We start from the raw sequence: 17,670 nt of genomic DNA on the forward strand, positions 1-17,670 counted from the left end.
CCCCTTACCGGGCGCCGAAGCGGGCCGCGTCGAAGTTTGCCTGGCCCATGTTCGTGTGGGCGTTGTCCTGGGTCTCGACGTCACCGGTGCCGAACGCGTTGTCCATGCCGGACTGACCGCCGAGGATCGCCGCGAGCGAGCTGTTCAGATCGCCGGTGATCTCGTCCGCGCGGTTCTTGAAGGAGTCGAACGCGGCCTTGCCGGATCCGTTGAACTTGCCCTCCAGCGGCTCCGCCGCCGCGATCAGCAGCTGGATCAGCCCGCCCAGGTCGTCACTCGACCCCAGCGTGCTCTTCCCGAGTTCCGCAAGGGTCGTCGCCCCCATGTCGAACTTCACGTCGTGTCCACCCCCGTGTGTCTGGGTCACCTACGTCTCGAACATGCTCTCGCACAACGCGTTGCACCCGCAACGCAGTTGCCCTCGAAGTGACATGATCGGGACATAACCAGGACGCCCCCAGGACGCCTCCACGACGCCCAGCGACGGCTCCGAAAAAAACTCCTCGGAGCCGTGCAACCCTTCCGCGCACCCGTGGGTCGTACTTGCGTCGGAACCCTTCGGAGGGGGATCTGGGGGGATCGCGGGGGTTTCGACACGGAGGGGAAAACCCGAGGGGCCCGGTCGTCGACCGGGCCCCTCGAAACGTCTCGGGCCGTCCGGAGCTCGTCTCGGATCACCCGGGACTCAGAAGAACACCCCGCAACGCAACAGCACATTCGCGTACGGCCGCGCCTCCCCGGTGCGTACGACCAGCCGCGCCCGCTCCGACAGCTCCTTCAGCTTCTCGTGCGGGACCAGCTCCAGCTCCGGGAAGTGCCCCTCCAGCAGAGCCAGCGCCTCGGGGTTGGCCCGCTGGACCTCGTACGCGGCGGTCGCGCCCTCGACCACCAGTTCCGCCAGCAGCCCCTCCAGCACCTCCGCGAAGGACGGCACCCCGGCCCGGAACGCGAGGTCCACCACCCGCGGCCCCTGCGGAATCGGCATGCCCGCGTCGCAGATCAGCACCTCGTGCCCATGGCCGAGTTCGGCGAGAGCACCGGAGAGGTGACGGTTGAGTATCCCGGCCCGTTTCACTGGGCCTCACCTCGCGAGGGCTCTCCGGCGAGCCCGTCCGACCTGTTTTTCCGGCCGGGGGTCCGGGGGTTGTCTCCCGGGACAGCACAGCACAGGGCCGCGACCTCCTCGGCGGTCGGGAACGACACCTGCGCCCCGGCCCTGGTCACGGCGGCGGCCCCGACCCGGGCCGCGTACGCCGCGGCCTCCGCCGGTGCCGAGCCCGCGCCCAGCTTCCACGCCAGCGCCGCGGTGAACGCGTCCCCGGCCCCCGTGGTGTCCACGGCGTCCACCTTCACGGCCGCCACCCGCGCACTGCCCTCGGCGTCGGCGACCAACGCCCCCTCCGCGCCCAGCGTCACGACCACCGACCTCGGCCCCAGCGCCAGCAGGGCCCGCGCCCAGTCCTCGGGAGACCCGCCCAGCTCACCCCCGACGATGACCTTCGCCTCGTGCTCGTTGACGATCAGCGGGTCGCACGCCGCCAGCACCTTCTCGGGCAACGGCCGCGGCGGCGACGGGTTGAGCACGAACCGGGTGCCCTCCGGCAGATTCCGTACGACCTCCACGACCGTCTCCAACGGGATCTCCAGCTGCGCCGAGACCACCCGGGAGGCGTGCAGCAGAGTGCTCGCCGCCCGCACGTCCTCGGGAGTGAGCTTCCCGTTCGCGCCGGGCGACACCACGATGCTGTTGTCCCCCGACGGGTCCACCGTGATCAGCGCGACCCCGGTGGGCGCCCCGCCGACCAGCACACCCACGGTGTCGACCCCCGCGTCCCGCTGCGAGTCGAGCAGCAGCCGCCCGTTCCCGTCGTCGCCGACCCGGGCCAGCAGGGCCGTACGGGCCCCGAGCCGGGCGGCGGCCACGGCCTGGTTGGCGCCCTTGCCGCCGGGGTGGACGGCCAGATCCGAGCCGAGCACCGTCTCCCCGGCCCCCGGCCGCCGCTCGACACCGATCACCAGGTCGGCGTTGGCCGAACCCACGACCAGGAGGTCGTAGTCGTACATGAACTCTCTCCCTATGCAGAGGTGCCCACCGGCCGGTCGCACCGGCGGGCGCAAAGCCGAAACGGCCGGACGGGCCGGGCCCTGTCGGACCCGCACCCGTCCGGCCGACTGGCGGCCCGTCGTTCGGATCATGCCGAAACATGCCGGACGACAGGCCCTCGTCGGTCAGCCGCCGAACGCGGCCACGTTCTTCGACGTGACCACCTTCACCGGCACCATCACCGTCTTCTTCACGTCCTTGCCCTCGGCCGCCTTCAGCGCGTTCCGTACCGCGATCCGGCCCAGTTCGGCGGGCTGCTGCGCCACCGACGCGTACAGCGTGCCCGCCTCGACCGCCTTCAGACCGTCGGGCGTGCCGTCGAAGCCGATGACCTGGACGGACTTGCCGGCCTTGGAGCCCAGCGCCTTGATCGCGCCGAGCGCCATCTCGTCGTTCTCGGCGAAGACGCCGTCGACGTCCGGGTTGGCCTGGAGCAGGTTCGTCATCACGTCCAGGCCCTTGGTGCGGTCCCAGTCTGCGGGCTGCTTGGCGACCACCTCGATACCCGGGTAGGCCTTCAGCCCCTCGGCGAAGCCCGCGCCGCGCTCACGGCTGGCGGAGGTGCCCGCCTGACCCTGCAGGACGACGATCCTGCCCTTGCCGCCCAGCTTCTCGGCGAGCGCCTCGGCCGCCTGCCTGCCGCCGGCGGTGTTGTCGGAGGCGACGAGCGCGGTGGTGTTCGCGTCGTTGACCGAGCGGTCGACGGCGACGAGCGGGATGCCCGCCTTGTTCACGGCCTTCGCCGCCGGGGCCACCGCGTCGGAGTCCACCGGGTTGACGATGATCGTGCCGAGGCCCTCGCTGGTGAAGTTCTGCAACTGGTTGGCCTGCTGGGAGGCGTCGTTCTGCGCGTCGGTGACCGTCAGGTCCACGCCCAGCTTCTTCGCCTCGTCCTGCGCCCCGGCCCGGATCTGCACGAAGAACGGGTTGTTGAGCGTCGACAGCGACAGCCCGATCTTCTGGGTCTTCGCCTCCGACGAACCGCTGTGCAGGAAGGACATCGCACCGACCACGGCCGCCGCGACGACCGCCGCGAGCACATACGTGGCCGCCTGCCTGCCCCGGTTGCCGGACCCGCCGGCACCCGCACCGCCCGCGACCGGAGTCGCCCCGGCCTTCCGGCGGACGGTGTCCAGCAGCACCGCCAGCGCGATGACGACACCGATGACGACCTGCTGCCAGAACGCGGACACGGAGAGCAGGTTGAGGCCGTTGCGCAGCACCGCCAGGATCAGCGCGCCGACGAGCGTGCCGGACGCCTTGCCGGTACCGCCCGCCAGGGAGGCACCGCCGATGACGACCGCCGCGATCGCGTCCAGCTCGTAGCCCTGCGCGGCCTGCGGCTGCGCGGAGGAGAGCCGGGCGGCGAGCACGATGCCCGCTGCGGCGGCGAACAGCCCCGAGAAGGCGTAGATGGCGAGCTTCTGCTTCTTCACCCGCAGCCCGGAGAGCCGGGCCGCTTCCTCGTTGCCGCCGATCGCGTACATCGAACGCCCGATGTACGTCCGGCCGAGCACGAACGCCGTGATCAGCCCCATGACGATCATCACGAGCACCGGCACCGGCAGCCACCCGCCGAGCGTGTCACCGAGGTGCGACACCGAGTCCGGGAGTGCGATCGGCGAACCCTGCGAGATCACGAGCGAAAGACCGCGCGCCACCGACAGCATCGCGAGCGTCGCGATGAACGGCGGCAGCTTCCCGTACGAGACCAGGAAACCGTTGACGAGGCCGCACACGATGCCCGTCGCGATCGCCATGACGACCGCTATCGCGACCGGTATGCCCTGCGAGGTGGCGCTCCAGGCGAGGACCGTGGCCGACAGCGCGGCGACCGAGCCGACCGACAGGTCGATGCCCGCCGAGACGATCACGAAGGTCACGCCGAAGGCGAGGATGGCGGTGACGGCGGCCTGGACACCGACGTTCAGCAGGTTGTCGGCGGTCAGGAAGTCGCCGGACAGCGCCGACATGGCGATGACCAGGACGATGAGCGCGGTGAGCGCCCCGTTGTCGAGCAGGAGGCGGCGCAGCCCCGGGGCGCCACCCGCGCCCGTCGTGCTCTTGAGCGTGTCAGCGGCCACGGGGGGCCTCCACTTCGGTGACGGAGTCGATCGTGTTCGGGTTGGAGACGGCGAGAGCCATCACGGCGTCCTGAGTGGCCTCGGCGCCCGGGAGTTCGCCGGCGATCCGGCCCTGGGCCATCACCAGGACCCGGTCGCTCATACCGAGCACCTCGGGAAGGTCGCTGGAGATCATCAGGACGGCGGCACCGGCGGCGGTCAGTTCGTTGATCAGCTCGTAGATCTCGACCTTGGCGCCCACGTCGATACCGCGCGTCGGCTCGTCGAGGATCAGCACCTTGGTGTCGGCGAGCAGCCACTTGCCGATGACGACCTTCTGCTGGTTACCACCGGAGAGGGTCCGCACCTGCTGCCCGAGCCCGGCCATCCGTACGCCGAGCTGCTCGGCGATCCGCGCGGCGGCCGCCCGCTGCCCCTTGAGGTCGACGATCCCCGCACGGGTCGAGGCCCGCAGGGTCACGAGCCCGAGGTTCTCCTCGACGGACGCGTCGAGCACGAGCCCCTGCCCCTTGCGGTCCTCGGGGATCAGCCCGATGCCGGCCGCCATGGCGGCGTTGACGTCATGACCCTTCAGCGGCGCCCCGGAGACCTTCACGGCCCCCTTGTCGTACGGATCCGCGCCGAACACCGCCCGCACGACCTCGGTACGACCGGCCCCGACGAGCCCCGCGATCCCGACGACCTCACCGGCCCGCACCTCGAAGCCGACGTCATGGAAGACGCCGTCCCGCGTGAGCCCCTCGACGGTGAGCAACGCGGCCCCGGTGTCGGCCTGCTGACGCGGGTACTGCTGCTCGATCGACCGCCCCACCATGAGCCGTACGAGCTCGTCCTCGGGAGTGGACGCGGGTACTTGGCCCACACTCCTCCCGTCCCGGATGACGGTGACGCGATCTCCGAGGGCGGCGATCTCCTCCAAGTGATGGGTGATGAAGACGACACCCACCCCGTCCTCGCGCAGCTTGCGCACGATGACGAAGAGCTTCTCCACCTCCTCGGAGGTGAGCACGGCGGTCGGCTCGTCCATGATCAGCACGCGGGCGTCCAGACTCAGCGCCTTCGCGATCTCGACCATCTGGAGCCGGGCGATACCGAGTTCACGGACACGCGCGCGTGGAGACACCTGGACGCCGACCCGCTCCAGCAGGACGGAGGCATCGGCCTCCATCTTCTTCCGGTCGATCATCCCGAGACGGCGCGGCTGCCGCCCCAGGAAGATGTTCTCGGCGACCGTCAGATCGGGAACGAGGTTGAACTCCTGGTAGATGGTGGCGATCCCGAGGCGCTCGGAGTCCTGAGCACCCTGGATGCGCACCTCCTCGCCACCGGCCAGGATCCGCCCGGCGTCGGGCGTGTAGGCACCGGAGAGCATCTTGATGAGCGTGCTCTTGCCCGCGCCGTTCTCACCGAGGAGTACGTGCACCTCGCCCCGGCGCAGATCGAAGTCGACGCCGTCGAGCGCGACCACGCCGGGAAAGGCTTTCCGTATGCCCTCGATGCGCAGCAACTCGTCCTGGTTGCTCACGACTGGCTCCTTCTCACGGGGGACTGCGCGGCTGGGTCCTGCGCAGGTGGCTCGCCGCACGAGCGGCGTACGACGAGCCGGGCGGGGAGGGTGACCGACTTGGGCGGCCGCCCCTCGATGAGATCCACCAGCGCGCGTACGGCGGCCCGCCCCAGCTCGCCCGTGGGCTGGGCGATGGCGGTGATCGGCGGATCGGTGTGCACGAACCAGGGGATGTCGTCGAACGCGGCCAGCGCGATGTCGTCCGGAACGCGCAACCCACGCGCGCGTACGGCGTCCAGCGCGCCGAGGGCCATCAGGTTGTCCGCCGCGAACACGACCTCGGGCGGCTCGGGCAGATCGAGGAACCCCTCGGTGACCCGCCGCCCGCTCTCGGCCTGGAAGTCGCCCTGGCCTATGTAGGCGTCGGGCAGTTCGAGCCCGTACGCGTGCAGCGCCTCCCTGAAGGCCTCCACACGCTCCCGGCCGGTGGTGGTGGCCGCGGGCCCCGCGATGATGGCGAGCCGCCGGTGCCCCAGCCCGTGCAGGTGTGCGACGAGATCCCGTACGGCACCGCGCCCGTCCGCCCGCACGACGGGCACGTCCACCCCCGGGATCCACCGGTCGGCGAACACCATGGGCGTCCCGCCGCGCACGGCGTCGACCATCAGGGGCGAACCACCGTCCGTCGGGGAGACGAGAAGACCGTCGATACGGCGGTCCAGCAGGCTCCGTACGTGGTGGTCCTGGAGGTCGGGCCGTTCGTCGGCGTTGCCGATGATCACGCTGTAGCCGAGCGCGCGGGCCTCCTCCTCGACGGACCGGGCCAGCTCGGTGAAGTACGGGTTCATCACATCGCTGATGACCAGCCCGAGGGTGTGGGTCTGGTCGGTGCGCAGCGAACGGGCGACGGCGTTCGGGCGGTAGCCCAGCGTCTCGACGGCGGCCAACACGCGCGTGCGTGCGTCGTCGCTGACCGACGGATGGTCGTTCAGGACACGCGAGACCGTGGCGACGGAGACCCCCGCCTCGGCAGCGACGTCCTTGATGCTCGCCATCGCCGCTCCACCTCCTCGTGGAATCGATTACATCGACGTTGTAGGGAGGATTGGAATCGATTACACGGGGGTTAATCAAGCCCCCGAGACCAGATCGTGATGAGCTGAGCGCCCCGCAGGGACGCGGGGAACTGCGCGACCGGCCCCCACTCACCCGCTCTCGTCGACGAACCCCTCGTCCACAGGCCCGGTGCCCTGTCGGTGGCACCCGGTAGCGTCGGATCATGTCGAATCAGGCGGGGACCCCTCAGACGGGAGAACGGCGACTGGCCACGCTCGAAGGCGTGCTCGAACGCATCACGTACGCCAACGAGGACAACGGCTACACGGTCGCGCGCGTGGACACCGGCCGAGGCGCCGCCGACCTCCTCACCGTCGTCGGCGCACTCCTCGGCGCCCAGGTCGGCGAGTCCCTGCGCATGGAGGGCCGCTGGGGCTCCCACCCCCAGTACGGCAAACAGTTCACGGTGGAGAACTACACGACGCTCCTCCCGGCCACCGTCCAGGGCATCCGCCGCTACCTGGGCTCCGGCCTGGTCAAGGGCATCGGCCCGGTCTTCGCCGACCGCATCACGCAGCACTTCGGCCTGGACACCCTCCAGATCATCGAGGAGGAGCCGAAGCGACTGATCGAGGTCCCCGGCCTCGGCCCCAAACGCACGAAGAAGATCGCGGACGCCTGGGAGGAGCAGAAGGCGATCAAGGAGGTCATGCTCTTCCTCCAGACGGTCCAGGTGTCCACCTCCATCGCCGTCCGCATCTACAAGAAGTACGGCGACGCCTCGATCTCGATCGTCAAGAACCAGCCCTACCGCCTCGCGGCCGACGTCTGGGGCATCGGCTTCCTCACGGCCGACCGCATCGCCCAGTCCGTCGGCATCCCGCACGACAGCCCGGAGCGCGTGAAGGCGGGCCTCCAGTACGCCCTTTCACAGTCCACCGACCAGGGCCACTGCTACCTCCCCGAGGAGCGGCTGATCGCCGACGCCGTCAAGCTCCTCCAGGTCGACACGGGCCTGGTCATCGAGTGCCTGGCCGAGCTGACCCTGCCGGACGAGGACTCCGGCGACCCCGGTGTCGTACGGGAGAAGGTGCCGGGCCCGGACGGCGACTCCGTGACCGCCGTCTATCTGGTCCCCTTCCACCGCGCCGAACTCTCCCTCTCCGCCCAGCTGCTGCGCCTTCTGCGCACCGGCGAGGACCGTATGCCGGGCTTCCACGACGTGGCCTGGGACAAGGCGCTGGCCTGGCTGAAGGGGCGTACGAGCGCCGATCTGGCCCCCGAGCAGGAGGCCGCCGTCAAGCTCGCGCTGACGAAGAAGGTGGCCGTCCTGACCGGCGGCCCCGGCTGCGGCAAGTCCTTCACGGTCCGCTCGATCGTGGAGCTGGCCCGCGCCAAGAAGGCGAAGGTCGTGCTCGCCGCCCCCACCGGCCGCGCCGCCAAGCGCCTCGCCGAGCTGACCGGCGCCGAGGCCTCCACCGTCCACCGCCTGCTGGAGCTGAGGCCGGGCGGCGACGCGGCGTACGACAAGGACCGGCCGCTGGACGCCGACCTGGTGGTGGTCGACGAGGCGTCGATGCTGGACCTGCTGCTGGCCAACAAGCTGGTGAAGGCGGTGCCGCCGGGGGCGCACCTGCTGTTCGTGGGGGACGTCGACCAGTTGCCCAGCGTCGGCGCGGGCGAGGTCCTGCGCGATCTGCTGGCCGACGGCAGTCCGGTCCCGGCGGTCCGGCTCACCAAGGTCTTCCGCCAGGCCCAGCAGTCGGGTGTGGTGACGAACGCGCACCGGATCAACGCGGGGCAGCACCCGGTCACCGACGGCATGAAGGACTTCTTCCTCTTCGTCGAGGACGACACGGAGGAGGCCGGCCGGCTCACCGTGGACGTGGCCGCCCGTCGGATTCCCGCCAAGTTCGGCCTCGACCCGCGCCGGGACATCCAGGTCCTCGCCCCCATGCACCGCGGCCCGGCCGGCGCCGGAAACCTCAACGGCCTGCTCCAGCAGGCGATCACCCCGGCCCGCCCCGACCTGCCCGAGAAGCGCTTCGGCGGCCGGGTCTTCCGCGTCGGCGACAAGGTGACGCAGATCCGCAACAACTACGAGAAGGGCGAGAACGGCGTCTTCAACGGCACGGTCGGCGTGGTCACCGCCCTGGACCCGGTCGACCAGCGCCTGACGGTGCTGACGGACGAGGACGAGGAGGTGCCGTACGAGTTCGACGAGCTGGACGAACTGGCGCACGCGTACGCGGTGACGATCCACCGCTCACAGGGCAGCGAGTACCCGGCGGTGGTGGTCCCGGTCACCACGGGCGCGTGGATGATGCTCCAGCGCAACCTCCTCTACACGGCGGTGACTCGGGCCAAGAAACTGGTCGTCCTGGTCGGCTCCCGCAAGGCCATAGGCCAGGCGGTACGCACGGTCTCGGGCGGCCGCAGATGCACGGCCCTCGACTTCCGACTGGCGCCCCGGGCCCTGGAGCCCTGAGACTGGCACCAAGTGCCCTCTCGTGACGTTCACGCGTCACGTGAGTGAAATTTGATCGATCAAATGAGTCGCAAAGGTCACACAGCTCTTCCAGATGCCGGACGGAGCGGGCAGGATGAGCAAGTTGGCGGCACTGAGTGCCGCCAATAGGCCCGATGGTCGACCCCGAGTGCACTCTCCTGAGCCAATTGGGGGATGGTAGAGACAGTCAGGGCACCTCGAAGATGAGGCACTACGTCGGTGAGGGATGACGTGAGCGACAACTCTGTAGTACTGCGGTACGGCGACGGCGAGTACACCTACCCGGTGATCGACAGCACCGTCGGCGACAAGGGCTTCGACATCGGGAAGCTCCGGGCCCAAACCGGTCTGGTCACCCTGGACAGCGGCTACGGCAACACGGCCGCCTATAAATCCGCCATCACCTATCTCGACGGTGAGCAGGGCATCCTGCGCTACCGCGGGTACCCGATCGAGCAGCTGGCCGAGCGCTCCACCTTCCTTGAGGTGGCGTATCTGCTCATCAACGGTGAGCTTCCGACCGTCGACGAGCTCGCCACTTTCCAGGGCGAGATCACGCAGCACACCCTGCTGCACGAGGACGTCAAGAACTTCTACCGGGGCTTCCCGCGCGACGCCCACCCGATGGCGATGCTGTCGTCCGTGGTCAGCGCCCTGTCGACGTTCTACCAGGACAGCCACAACCCGTTCGACGAGCGGCAGCGCAACCTCTCCACGATCCGCCTGCTCGCCAAGCTCCCGACGATCGCGGCGTACGCGTACAAGAAGTCGATCGGTCACCCGTTCGTCTACCCGCGCAACGACCTCGGGTACGTCGAGAACTTCCTGCGCATGACCTTCTCGGTCCCGGCGCAGGAGTACGACCTCGACCCGGTCGTCGTCTCCGCGCTCGACAAGCTTCTGATCCTGCACGCGGACCACGAGCAGAACTGTTCGACCTCCACGGTCCGCCTGGTCGGCTCCTCGCAGGCGAACATGTTCGCCTCGATCTCCGCCGGTATCTCCGCGCTCTGGGGCCCGCTGCACGGCGGCGCCAACCAGTCCGTCCTGGAGATGCTGGAGGGCATCAAGGTCAACGGCGGCGATGTCGACTCCTTCATCCGCAAGGTGAAGAACAAGGAGGACGGCGTCCGCCTGATGGGCTTCGGCCACCGGGTGTACAAGTCCTTCGACCCGCGCGCCAAGATCATCAAGGCCGCCGCGCACGACGTCCTCTCCGCGCTCGGCAAGTCCGACGAGCTGCTGGACATCGCGCTGAAGCTCGAGGAGCACGCGCTCTCCGACGAGTACTTCGTCTCGCGCAACCTCTACCCGAACGTGGACTTCTACACGGGTCTGATCTACCGCGCCATGGGCTTCCCGACCGAGATGTTCACGGTCCTCTTCGCCCTCGGCCGCCTCCCGGGCTGGATCGCCCAGTGGCACGAGATGATCAAGGAGCCCGGCTCCCGCATCGGCCGCCCGCGCCAGATCTACACGGGCGTCGTCGAGCGCGACTTCGTGCCGGTCGAGGCGCGATAGCCATACTGCTGAGCCCCGTACGGCGTGCCGTACGGGGCTTTGTGGTTTCCGTGTATGGAAAAGGCGCCCTGCAACGCTGGTCCCCCCACGGGCCGGCGAGCAGGGCGCCTTCCCATGTCCCGGTGCGGATTCCCCCCACGGGATCCGGCCGGGCGTCTGGTGGGCACAGCGCCTGAATCGCTGAGCAGGACGAGCAGAGCTCGTCGTACCACTGTGTGCGGTTGTTGTGCTGAGGTACTGCTGTGCTGCGGTCTGCCGGGACGCGTACGTACGGGAGGGCCGCTCAAAGCTCCCCGGTGTACGTGCCCCGGCAACGCAATTCCGGGAACGTCCCCCAAGACATCCCCAGATGCCAGTCACGCCCCCCAAGACGCTTCTGACATCGCCAACTTAGACTCACGAACCCCTTCGTTGGTTACGTTCACATCACTGTGATCTGCGTCTCTCGGCATATGTCCTGAAGATACGCAAGAGACTCAAAACGGTGATCGAGACCCCAGCGTAAGGATGATGCGCGAGCCTTGTGAAGAGCTTATGTGAGGCTGAGTCCGGACTCTAGAGGGACTTTTACCTCGTCGTCATGAAAATGCCCTGAGTCGCAAGCTGTTCGTGACCACGAATACGGACGAAAAGGCCATTGTCGCCCCCGCGATCATCGGGTTGAGCAGCCCGGCGGCGGCCAGCGGCAGCGCGGCCAGGTTGTATCCGAACGCCCAGAGCAGGTTCCCCTTGATCGTGGCCAGGGTCCGCCGGGAGAGCCGGATGGCGTCGGCGGCCACCCGCAGGTCACCGCGGACGAGCGTCAGGTCCCCCGCCTCCATCGCCGCGTCCGTGCCCGTGCCCAGCGCCAGCCCCAGATCGGCGGTGGCGAGCGCCGCCGCGTCGTTCACGCCGTCACCGACCATCGCGACCGTACGGCCCTCGCCCTGGAGCCGCCGTACGACGTCGACCTTGTCCTCGGGCAGCACCTCGGCGATCACGTCCTCGGGGGCGATGCCGACCGCCGCGGCCACGGAACGCGCCACGCGCGCGTGGTCCCCGGTCAGCAGCATCGGAGTGAGCCCCAGCGCCCGCAACCGCCGGACGGCCTCGGCGCTGGTCTCCTTGATCGCGTCGGCGACGGTGACGACACCGAGCGCCACTCCGTCCCGGGTGACCACGACCGCCGTGCGCCCCGCGTCCTCGGCGGCCTCCTTGGCGGCCTCCAGCGCCTCGGGGAGGGGCCCGTCGAAGATCCGCCCCACCTGGACGTGGTGGCCCTCCACGCGGCCGTGTACGCCCTTCCCGGGCACGTTCTCGAAGTGGTCCACGCCAGGCAGGGTGCCCAGGCGCTTTTCGGCGCCCGCGGCGATCGCCCGGGCCACCGGGTGCTCGGAGGCGTGTTCGACGGCGCCCGCGAGGCGCAGGACGTCCTCTTCGAGGGCGTCCTCGGCCGCGTGCACCTCCTGGAGGGTCATCCGGCCGGTGGTGACCGTGCCGGTCTTGTCCAGGACGACCGTGTCGACGCGGCGCGTGGACTCCAGGACCTCGGGGCCCTTGATGAGGATGCCGAGCTGCGCGCCGCGCCCCGTGCCGACCAGCAGGGCGGTCGGGGTGGCGAGGCCGAGCGCGCACGGGCAGGCGATGATCAGCACCGCGACGGCCGCGGTGAACGCGGCGGCGGTGTCGTCGGTCGCCCCGAGCCAGGCGCCGAACGTGGCGACCGCGATCACCAGCACGACGGGTACGAACACGGCCGAGATCCGGTCGGCGAGCCGCTGCGCCTCCGCCTTGCCGTTCTGCGCGTCCTCCACCAGCTTCGCCATCCGGGCGAGCTGGGTGTCGGCGCCGACCCGGGTGGCCTCGACGACGAGCCGGCCCCCGGCGTTGACGGTCGCACCCGTGACGGCGTCCCCGACCATCACGTCCACCGGCACCGACTCGCCGGTCAGCATGGACGCGTCGACCGCCGAGGAGCCCTCGACGACCGTGCCGTCGGTGGCGATCTTCTCGCCGGGCCGTACGACGAACCGGTCCCCGACGGCCAGCTGACCGGCGGGGATCCGCACCTCGCGCCCTCCGCGCAGCACCGCGACCTCCTTGGCGCCCAGCTCCAGCAGCGCCCGGAGCGCGGCCCCGGCGCGACGCTTGGAGCGGGCCTCCAGATAGCGGCCGAGCAGGATGAAGGCGATGACCCCGGCGGCCACTTCCAGGTAGATCGTCGACGAGCCGTCCGTACGGGACGCGGTGCCGTTCTGAATTGCCGGAAGAGTGAAGCCGTGCCGCATGCCCGGCATGCCCGCGTGGCCCCAGAAGAGCGCCCACAGGGACCAGCCGAACGCGGCGAGCGTGCCGACCGAGACGAGCGTGTCCATGGTGGCCGCGCCGTGCCGCAGATTGGTGAAGGCGGCCCGGTGGAAGGGCAGCCCGCCCCAGACGACGACCGGGGCGGCCAGTGTCAGCGAGAGCCACTGCCAGTTGTCGAACTGCAGCGCCGGGATCATGGACATGAGGATCACGGGGGCGGCGAGCAGCGCGGAGACGGTGAGCCGCTGACGGAGGGAGGCGAGTTCGGGATCGGCCTCCGGTGCGGGCTCCTCCTGCTGGGGCGGGGCCGGTGGCGGCGGCTCCTCGGCCGTGTAGCCCGTCTTCACCACGGTGGCGATCAGATCGGAGACGCCCACCCCTACGGGGTACGTCACCTTCGCCTTCTCCGTCGCGTAGTTCACCGTGGCGGTGACCCCGTCCATGCGGTTGAGCTTCTTCTCGACGCGGGCCGCGCAGGAGGCGCAGGTCATCCCGCCGATCGTCAGCTCGACCTCATGGAGGGGCTCACTTGTGGGTGCCTCTGCGGTGGTGCTGCTCATGTCCGTACTCCCGGAACGAACGGCGAGGGGGGTCAGGCCTTGCCGACCAGCTCGAAGCCGGCCTCGTCGACGGCGGCGCGCACGGCCTCCTCGTCGAGCGGGGCGGCGGAGACCACGGTGACCTCGCCGCTGGAGGCGACGGCCTTCACGGAGGTGACACCGGCGAGTTCCGAGATCTCACCGGAGACGGCACCCTCGCAGTGCCCGCAGCTCATTCCGCTCACCTTGTAGACAGCGGTGACGGAACCCGGGGTGTCGGTCTGGGCGGTCATGTGGTTGCTCCTCGTCGAGGCGTGTGGGGTTGTGGGGTCCAGTCGACCCTCAGGTGACCCAGGATATACCCCTAGGGGGTATGAATCCAAGAGATGTCGGCGAGGGTGCCCCGAAGGGTGGGGCGGGCGTGGCGGTGGACGACGGCTGCTCGCGGGGTCAGGGGGTCGGTGTCGTGCCGGCGTTCGCGGCGACGGTCAGCTGGACGCCCACCAGTGGCTCCAGGTAGCGGAACAGGACGTTCTTCAGCTCCTGGATGTATGCGTCGCGCTCGGTGCCCTCGTGGGCGAGCACGAGCTCCAGGCCGGCCTTGTAGACGCCCACGCAGACGTGTGCGGTGCGCGTGAGGTCGGCGGCCGGCGCGTCGGGCAGGAACGGCGAGAGCAGCGCCTCGATCCGGGCGACCAGCGTCACGTGCAGGGCGTCGTGCTCCTCGGCGATCCGGCCGGGGATGTCCGGGCCGTGCATCAGCGCGAAGACCACGGGGTGCTCGCAGTTGAACTCGATGAAGCGGTCGACGGCGGCCGCGACGGCCTGCTCCAGCGGTGTGTTCGGCGCGACCGGCGCCAGCGCCTCGCCGAACGTCTCCCGCATCTCGTGCAGGAGCCGGTCGCCCAGCTCGATCGCGATCGCTTCCTTGTTCGGGAAGTACTGGTACAGCGTGCCCGGCGAGACCCCCGCCTCGCGGGCGATCGCGTTGGTGCTGGCGGCGGTGTAGCCGGTCGTGCAGAAGACGGACGCGGCGGCTTCGAGCAGCTGTGCGATACGGCGCTCGCCACGGGCCTGGCGGCGGCGTGGCTGCTCCTTGTCCTGGCCCGTGCCCCGGTCGGCCTCCGGGCCCTTCGCCAGGCTCTGCTCCCGGTTCTTCTCCTGGTTGGTGGGCACGCGGTTATCCCCAGCTCTCCCGAACGCGATTGACAAACACGAGCGGTCGCTCGCATTCTAGTGAAACGCGAGCGATCTCTCGTATTTGACCAGTCTATGGCCATGGTGCGTCCTTGCCGCCTGCCTGCGCGCAGCACGGACCACGGTGAAGGGGACACCGCAAGATGACCGAAGTCAACAGGCCACCCCGGGTGGGCGGCTGGACCCGTTTCGCGACCGGGCGTCCCCGGCTCACCCTGCTGTTCGCCCTGGTGCTCACCGCCCTCGCGGTGGCCGCGGGCAGTGGAGTCGCGGACCGCCTGGGCAGCGGCGGCTGGGAGGACCCGGGCGCCCAGTCCACGTATGCGACGAAGGCCCTGGAGCGGGAGTTCCCCGACTCCCAGCCGAACTTCCTGCTGCTGGTCGACGCGGGCGGGGCCTCGGTCGACGATCCGGCGGTCGCCGCCGAGGCGAAGAAGCTGGCCGAGGGGCTCGCCGCCGAGAAGGGCATCACGGGGGTCGGCTCCTACTGGCAGTCCGGCCTGCCGACCCTGCGCGCGGAGGACGGCCACGAGGCGCTGATAGCGGCCCGTCTGACGGGCGACGAGACGGCGATGAACAAGACGCTGGACCGCATCGCGCCCGAGTTCCGCGGCACGCACGGCCCGGTCGAGGTCAGGATCGGCGGCATGATCGCCGTGCGGCACGAGATGCAGACGATCATCCAGGAGGACCTCCTCCGGGCCGAGATCATCGCCCTGCCGGTGACGCTCGTGCTGCTGGTGATGGTCTTCGGCAGCGCGGTCGCCGCCCTGCTGCCGCTCGGCGTGGGCATCGTCGCGATCCTCGGCACGAACGCGGTCCTGCGCGGCCTCACGGAGGTCACGGACGTCTCGGTCTTCGCGCTGAACCTGACGACGGCGCTGGGTCTCGGCCTGGCGATCGACTACGCCCTGTTCATCGTGCGCCGCTTCCGCGAGGAGCTGTCCACCGGAGCCGAGCCCCTGGCCGCCGTGGCCACGACCATGCGCACGGCCGGCCGTACGGTCCTGTTCTCCGCCCTCACGGTCGCCGTCTCCCTGGCGGCCATGATGATCTTCCCGCAGTACTTCCTGCGCTCCTTCGCCTACGCGGGCATAGCGGTGGTCCTGCTGGCCGCGGCAGCCGCGCTGATCCTGCTCCCGGCCGCTCTGGTGCTGCTCGGCGAGCGGGTCAACGCCCTCGACATGCGGCGGCTGTTCAGGCGGAAGAAGAGCCGGCCGTCGAGCGGCGAGGCCGAGGAAGGCGCCGCCTGGGGCCGTATGGCGAACCTCGTCATGCGCCGTGCCCCCTACTTCGCGGTGGCCACGACCGCCGGTCTGGTCCTCCTCGGGCTGCCCTTCCTGGGCGTGAAGTTCGGCACGGCGGACGATCGCCAGCTGCCCTCGACCGCGGAGTCCCATGTCGTGCAGCAGCACATCAGGGACGGCTTCCCGGGCAGCCCCGGCGGCGGCCTGGAGGTGCTCGCGGAGGGGAAGGCGACGGAGTCCGAGTACGCGGCGTACAAGGACCGCATCGCCGATCTCCCCGAGGTGCTTCGCGTGGACGGCCCCCTGGTGAAGGGCGACGCGGCCTACTTCACGGTGCAGCCGAGGGGCGAGGCGGTCGACGAAGGCGCGCAGCGCCTGGTGGACGAGATCCGGGCGACGGACGTCCCCTTCGACACCTCGGTGACGGGCACGGCCGCGGTGCTGGTGGACACGAAGTCGGCCATCGCCGAAGGCCTCCCCTGGGCCCTCTCCTTCATAGCGATCGTCACCCTCCTCCTGGTCTTCCTCCTCACGGGCAGCGTGTTGATCCCCGTCCAGGCGGTTCTGCTCAACGCGCTCAGCCTGACGGCGATGTTCGGCGCGATGGTCTGGGTCTTCCAGGACGGCCACCTCTCGGGCCTCCTCGACTTCACCAGCCCCGGCTCGATAGAGACCACCCTCCCGGTCCTGATGTTCTGCGTGGCCTTCGGACTCTCCATGGACTACGGCGTCTTCCTGCTCTCCCGCATCAAGGAGGAGTACGAGCACACGGGCGACCACACGGCCTCCGTCCGCTTCGGCCTTCAGCGCACCGGCGGCCTGATCACCGCGGCCGCGGTCATCCTGGCGGTGGTGATGATCGCGATCGGCACGTCCCGAGTCACCAACACCAAGATGCTGGGCCTGGGCCTTGCCCTGGCAGTCCTGATGGACGCCATGGTCGTCCGCAGCCTCCTGGTCCCCTCGGTCATGCGCCTCACAGGCCGCGCCACGTGGTGGGCCCCGGGCCCCCTTCGAAGGTTCCACGAGCGCTTCGGTCTGAGCGAGGGCGAGGGGCGGCCGACGGAGCCGGACGCTCCGGACAAGCCGGAGCCCACCCCGAAGCAGAACGAGCCCAACGAGACCGAGGCCATATCCAGCCCGTCCGGCGTCTGAGGACGAGCCCGAAGGGCGAAGCTCGGGGACGGCGGGCCGTGCGTGGTCGAGTGCGGGTTGCGGTCGATTGCCCGCACAGTTCCCCGTGGCCCTGAAGCAACGGCCCTGCGGGCCGTAAAGCGACGGCCGCCCCTGAAAAGACCGGGGCGCAGCCCGGTCTTTTCAGGGGCGCGGGGAACTGCGCGACCAGCCACACACAACCCGCATCCACCCAAACACCCACGCCCCCACCTCCCTAGGCACCCCCCACCCACCCGGAAGCCACCCCACCCACCCGGAAGCCACCCCACCCACCCGGAAGCCACCCCACCCACCCGGAAGCCACCCCACCCACCCGGAAGCCACCCCACCCGCCCGGGAAGCCCTCCCACCCGCCCGGGAAGCCCTCCCATCCGCCCGGGAGGCCCTCCCATCCGCCCGGGAGGCCCTCCCACCCACGGAAGCCCTACCCACCCACCCCGCCTC

12 protein-coding genes are annotated in these 17,670 nt (G+C 70.0%); 3 read left to right on the top strand and 9 right to left on the bottom strand.

Going from position 1 to position 17,670, the window contains the following annotated elements; genetic code table 11:
* Positions 1-4: 4 nt before the first annotated feature.
* From SGFS_RS36615 to SGFS_RS36640, 6 genes are all read right to left on the bottom strand, one after another.
* Complete coding sequence (locus SGFS_RS36615; protein WP_286256456.1) at positions 5-337, bottom strand: hypothetical protein; 333 nt, start codon at positions 335-337, stop codon at positions 5-7.
* 348 nt (positions 338-685) lie between these two features.
* Entirely contained in the window at positions 686-1,075 is a 390-nt protein-coding gene (rbsD, locus tag SGFS_RS36620) for a D-ribose pyranase (RefSeq protein ID WP_286256457.1), read from the bottom strand.
* Positions 1,072-2,064: a ribokinase gene (locus SGFS_RS36625; RefSeq protein WP_286256458.1), complete on the bottom strand. Its 993-nt coding sequence runs from the start codon at positions 2,062-2,064 to the stop codon at positions 1,072-1,074. The genes rbsD and SGFS_RS36625 overlap by 4 nt, the downstream gene beginning before the upstream one ends.
* A 165-nt stretch (positions 2,065-2,229) precedes the next feature.
* Positions 2,230-4,188, bottom strand: a complete 1,959-nt coding sequence (locus tag SGFS_RS36630) for an ABC transporter permease/substrate-binding protein (protein WP_286256459.1) — start codon at positions 4,186-4,188, stop codon at positions 2,230-2,232.
* Positions 4,178-5,713: a sugar ABC transporter ATP-binding protein gene (locus SGFS_RS36635; protein ID WP_286256460.1), complete on the bottom strand. Its 1,536-nt coding sequence runs from the start codon at positions 5,711-5,713 to the stop codon at positions 4,178-4,180. The genes SGFS_RS36630 and SGFS_RS36635 overlap by 11 nt, the downstream gene beginning before the upstream one ends.
* On the bottom strand, positions 5,710-6,750 hold the full coding sequence (locus SGFS_RS36640) for a LacI family DNA-binding transcriptional regulator (RefSeq protein WP_286256461.1): 1,041 nt from the start codon (positions 6,748-6,750) through the stop codon (positions 5,710-5,712). Before SGFS_RS36640 ends, SGFS_RS36635 begins: the two co-directional genes overlap by 4 nt.
* 224 nt (positions 6,751-6,974) lie before the next feature.
* Between SGFS_RS36640 and recD2 the strand changes: the two genes are divergently transcribed.
* Together recD2 and SGFS_RS36650 are read left to right on the top strand one after the other, a co-directional pair.
* Complete coding sequence (recD2, locus tag SGFS_RS36645) at positions 6,975-9,239, top strand: SF1B family DNA helicase RecD2 (RefSeq protein ID WP_286256462.1); 2,265 nt, start codon at positions 6,975-6,977, stop codon at positions 9,237-9,239.
* Between the two features lie 252 nt (positions 9,240-9,491).
* Entirely contained in the window at positions 9,492-10,781 is a 1,290-nt protein-coding gene (locus tag SGFS_RS36650) for a citrate synthase (RefSeq protein WP_286256463.1), read from the top strand.
* A gap of 578 nt (positions 10,782-11,359) precedes the next feature.
* Here SGFS_RS36650 and SGFS_RS36655 read toward each other — a convergent pair.
* The 3 genes from SGFS_RS36655 to SGFS_RS36665 all read right to left on the bottom strand — a co-directional run bounded on the left by SGFS_RS36655 (position 11,360) and on the right by SGFS_RS36665 (position 14,746).
* Entirely contained in the window at positions 11,360-13,627 is a 2,268-nt protein-coding gene (locus SGFS_RS36655) for a heavy metal translocating P-type ATPase (protein WP_286256464.1), read from the bottom strand.
* A 32-nt stretch (positions 13,628-13,659) separates the two neighbouring features.
* Positions 13,660-13,899 carry a heavy-metal-associated domain-containing protein gene (locus SGFS_RS36660; protein ID WP_286256465.1) on the bottom strand — a complete coding sequence of 80 codons (240 nt, stop codon included), beginning with the start codon at positions 13,897-13,899 and terminating at the stop codon, positions 13,660-13,662.
* Positions 13,900-14,056: 157 nt separating this feature from the next.
* Positions 14,057-14,746 (bottom strand): TetR family transcriptional regulator, encoded by a 690-nt coding sequence (locus SGFS_RS36665; RefSeq protein ID WP_286260252.1) that lies wholly within the window; start codon positions 14,744-14,746, stop codon positions 14,057-14,059.
* A gap of 200 nt (positions 14,747-14,946) precedes the next feature.
* Here SGFS_RS36665 and SGFS_RS36670 point away from each other — a divergent pair, with 200 nt between their 5' ends.
* Positions 14,947-17,205, top strand: a complete 2,259-nt coding sequence (locus tag SGFS_RS36670) for an MMPL family transporter (protein ID WP_286256466.1) — start codon at positions 14,947-14,949, stop codon at positions 17,203-17,205.
* The last annotated feature ends 465 nt before the right edge of the window (positions 17,206-17,670 follow it).

This window comes from Streptomyces graminofaciens (assembly GCF_030294945.1).
GTDB classification, from domain to species: Bacteria; Actinomycetota; Actinomycetes; order Streptomycetales; family Streptomycetaceae; genus Streptomyces; species Streptomyces graminofaciens.

Bases quoted from the DNA above. Each gene is read 5' to 3' on its own strand.
- SGFS_RS36625 (WP_286256458.1), bottom strand. From the start codon at position 2,064: ATGTACGACTACGACCTCCTGGTCGTGGGTTCGGCCAACGCCGACCTG.
- SGFS_RS36640 (WP_286256461.1), bottom strand. From the start codon at position 6,750: ATGGCGAGCATCAAGGACGTCGCTGCCGAGGCGGGGGTCTCCGTCGCC.
- recD2 (WP_286256462.1), top strand. From the start codon at position 6,975: ATGTCGAATCAGGCGGGGACCCCTCAGACGGGAGAACGGCGACTGGCC.
- SGFS_RS36655 (WP_286256464.1), bottom strand. From the start codon at position 13,627: ATGAGCAGCACCACCGCAGAGGCACCCACAAGTGAGCCCCTCCATGAG.
- SGFS_RS36660 (WP_286256465.1), bottom strand. From the start codon at position 13,899: ATGACCGCCCAGACCGACACCCCGGGTTCCGTCACCGCTGTCTACAAG.
- SGFS_RS36670 (WP_286256466.1), top strand. From the start codon at position 14,947: ATGACCGAAGTCAACAGGCCACCCCGGGTGGGCGGCTGGACCCGTTTC.